3 protein-coding genes and 1 pseudogene are annotated in these 3,142 nt (G+C 65.3%); 2 read left to right on the forward strand and 2 right to left on the reverse strand.

The features are described 5' to 3' along the window. Positions 1 to 140 (reverse strand): annotated as a pseudogene (locus ACFP9U_RS24490) (phosphoribosylglycinamide formyltransferase); the annotation flags it as partial. Further along, complete coding sequence (gene purM, locus ACFP9U_RS24495) at positions 137 to 1,201, reverse strand: phosphoribosylformylglycinamidine cyclo-ligase (RefSeq protein ID WP_378625423.1); 1,065 nt, start codon at positions 1,199 to 1,201, stop codon at positions 137 to 139. The pseudogene ACFP9U_RS24490 and the gene purM, both read right to left, overlap by 4 nt. 205 nt (positions 1,202 to 1,406) lie before the next feature. Here purM and ACFP9U_RS24500 point away from each other — a divergent pair, with 205 nt between their 5' ends. Both ACFP9U_RS24500 and ACFP9U_RS24505 read left to right on the forward strand, forming a co-directional pair. Further along, positions 1,407 to 1,970 (forward strand): CDP-alcohol phosphatidyltransferase family protein, encoded by a 564-nt coding sequence (locus tag ACFP9U_RS24500; RefSeq protein WP_322450700.1) that lies wholly within the window; start codon positions 1,407 to 1,409, stop codon positions 1,968 to 1,970. After that, positions 1,936 to 3,078: an AI-2E family transporter gene (locus ACFP9U_RS24505; protein WP_378625425.1), complete on the forward strand. Its 1,143-nt coding sequence runs from the start codon at positions 1,936 to 1,938 to the stop codon at positions 3,076 to 3,078. The genes ACFP9U_RS24500 and ACFP9U_RS24505 overlap by 35 nt, the downstream gene beginning before the upstream one ends. The last annotated feature ends 64 nt before the right edge of the window (positions 3,079 to 3,142 follow it).

The raw sequence follows: 3,142 nt of genomic DNA on the forward strand, positions 1-3,142 counted from the left end.
AGGCCCGGTGCGTCGGCACGGTCGCTGACGACGGCTGCGATCTCGGCGGGATAGTCGGCCTCGGCAGCGGCGCGGATGAGCGCGCTCATGTTCGAGCCGCGGCCGGAAATCAGAATTGCCGTCCTCTTCTTCTGCCTCATAGTCCCAGCGCTCCCCGGTAGATGACGCCCGTTTCGCGGTGCGGCACGATGCTGCCCAGGGTCTCCACGTGCTCGCCGGCCTTCTGCAAGACGGCGGCCACCTGCGCGGCCTGTCCGGAGGCGACCACCGCTACCATGCCGATGCCGCAGTTGAAGGTGCGCAGCATTTCGTGAGCCTCCACGCCGCCCTGGCGCGAAAGCCATGAGAAGACCGGCGGTACCTCCACCTGGTCGAGGTCGATCTCCGCTGCATATCCCTTCGGCAGAACACGCGGTATGTTTTCCGGGAACCCGCCGCCCGTGATGTGCGCCAGCGCCTTGATGCCGTGCGTGCCGCCGATCGCCTCAAGGAGCGGCTTCACATAGATGCGCGTCGGCTCCAGAAGCGCCTCGGCCAGTGAACGCTCGGGCAGGAAGGGCGCGGGCGCGTTCCAGTCCAGCCCGCTCGCCGCGACGATCTTGCGCACCAGGGAGAACCCGTTCGAGTGCACGCCGGAGGAGGCGAGGCCGAGGATTACATCCCCCTCGACAATGTCGTCGGCCGGAAGGAGCTGTCCGCGTTCGGCCGCGCCCACGGCGAAACCGGCAAGATCATAGTCACCGCCCTGGTACATGCCCGGCATCTCCGCCGTCTCGCCCCCGATCAGCGCGCAGCCGGCCTGGCGGCAGCCTTCGGCGATGCCGGCGACGATCGCGGCACCCTGGTCCGGATCGAGCCTGCCGGTGGCGAAATAGTCGAGGAAGAAGAGCGGCTCGGCCCCCTGCACGACGAGATCGTTCACACACATGGCCACGAGGTCGATGCCGACCGTGTCGTGTTTGCCGGCTTCGATCGCGACCTTGAGCTTGGTTCCCACACCGTCATTGGCGGCAACCAGTATCGGGTCGGAAAAGCCCGCCGCCTTGAGGTCGAAGAGACCGCCGAACCCGCCGATCTCGCCATCGGCGCCCGGCCGGCGCGTGGAGCGGACCAGCGGCTTTATCTTCTCGACAAGCGTGTTGCCCGCATCGATATCGACACCTGCGTCGGCGTAGCTGAGGCCGTTTTTCTTGATGCCCATGGAGAGCCCCTTTGGTGCATTTCCCGGCTATTGGCATGAAGGGCAGGGCAGGGCAAGGCACCCCCGCCACCGGCGCACAGGCAAGTTCGCGCCCGCGGCCGGCGCCGCTGGACCATCGGTTTTCCCTTGAAGCGGGCCGAAGAGCTGGCCATCTATGGCGGCACAGCGGAGGCACGCCTTTTGAGCCGACCGTGGAGACGAAAGAGTGACCATTCCGAATCTTATCACGCTTTTCCGCTTCCTGCTCGTACCGGGCGTGGTTTTCGCGCTGATCACGGAAGAGTTGGGGTGGGCTTTTGCCGGCTTCGTTGCCGCCGGCATTTCCGACGGCGTCGACGGGTTCATCGCCCGCACCTTCGATCAGCGCAGCGAACTGGGTGCCTATCTCGACCCGATCGCCGACAAGCTGCTCCTGGTCAGCGTCTTCGTGGTGTTGGGCTATATGGGCCATCTGCCGCTCTGGCTCGTGGTGGCGGCGGTCTCGCGCGATGCGCTGATCGTCGGCGGGGTGGTGCTGGCTACCGTCATGGGCAACCCCGTGGCCATGAAACCGCTCCTCGTGTCCAAGGCCAACACGCTGGTCCAGATCCTGCTCGCGACCCTTGTGCTCGCCGGGCTGTCGCTGTCCATCTCCTGGGGGAACCTCTATCTCGGACTCGTCTATCTTTCCGGGCTCTTGACCGTTGCTTCCGGCGCGGCCTATCTCGTCTCCTGGATTAAGCACATGGGCGGCTATGTCGACACCGGCACCCCGAAAGGACAGGATTGATAGGGCGCCGCAGCGCGACGTTCTGGCGCGGCACGTCGCCTTCTGGCTCCTGACAGCGGCGGCGCTCATCCTGTTTCTCTACATTTTCAGCTCGATCCTGCTGCCCTTTCTGGCGGGTATGGTGCTTGCCTATTTCCTCGATCCGGTGGCCGACCGGCTGCAGCGACTGGGGACGTCGCGCCTGACGGCGACGATCCTGATCCTGGTCGGCTTCCTGGTCCTGCTCGTGCTGGCCCTGATGCTGATCATTCCCATTCTTGGCAACCAGCTCGCCGAATTCGCCGTGCGGTTTCCCGATTATCTTTCGCGCCTGCAGCAGCTGATCACGAGCTGGGATCCGGGCTGGTTCGAGGAGACCGTCGGGGTCAATCCGCAGGCGCTCCAGGAGGGCCTGAGCACGCTTTTGACCGAGGGCACCGGCTTCGTAGCGACACTCTTCGGCTCCATCTGGAGTTCCGGCCTGGCGCTGATCAATCTCGTCAGCCTTTTCGTGGTGACGCCGGTCGTGGCGTTTTACATGCTGCTCGACTGGGACCGCATGATCGACAAAGTGGACAGCTGGATCCCGCGCGACCATGTGGAGACCGTGCGCCAGATCGCCCGCGACATCAATGTCGCTACGGCCGGCTTCGTGCGCGGGCAGGGGACGTTGTGCCTCATCCTCGGGGTCTACTATGCGGCCGGACTGACGTTGCTCGGGCTGAACTTCGGCCTGCTCATCGGGTTTTTTGCGGGACTAATCAGCTTCATCCCCTATGTCGGATCACTCCTCGGCCTGGCGTTGTCGCTGGGCGTGGCTTTCGTGCAGTTCTGGCCGGAGTGGTACTGGGTGGCGGCCGTCGCCGCCGTCTTCTTCAGCGGCCAGTTCCTCGAGGGCAATATTCTCCAGCCCAAGCTCATGGGCCGCAGCGTGGGGCTGCACCCGGTCTGGCTGATGTTCGCGCTCTTTGCGTTCGGCTATCTCTTCGGTTTCGTCGGTCTTTTGATCGCCGTTCCCACCGCGGCGGCCATCGGCGTGCTGGTGCGCTTCGCGATCGCCCGCTATCTGGCCTCGCCGCTCTACAGCGGGCGGGATGAGGCGGCAAGGACGAAGGGCGAGGCGGAATGAGCGCGCGGCCGCCGACACCCCGGCAATTGCCGCTCGAGCTGGCGCACGAGGAGGCGCGCTCGCG

Origin of the sequence: Nitratireductor sp. GCM10026969 (assembly GCF_042660605.1) — a bacterium.
Lineage (GTDB): Bacteria > Pseudomonadota > Alphaproteobacteria > Rhizobiales > Rhizobiaceae > Chelativorans.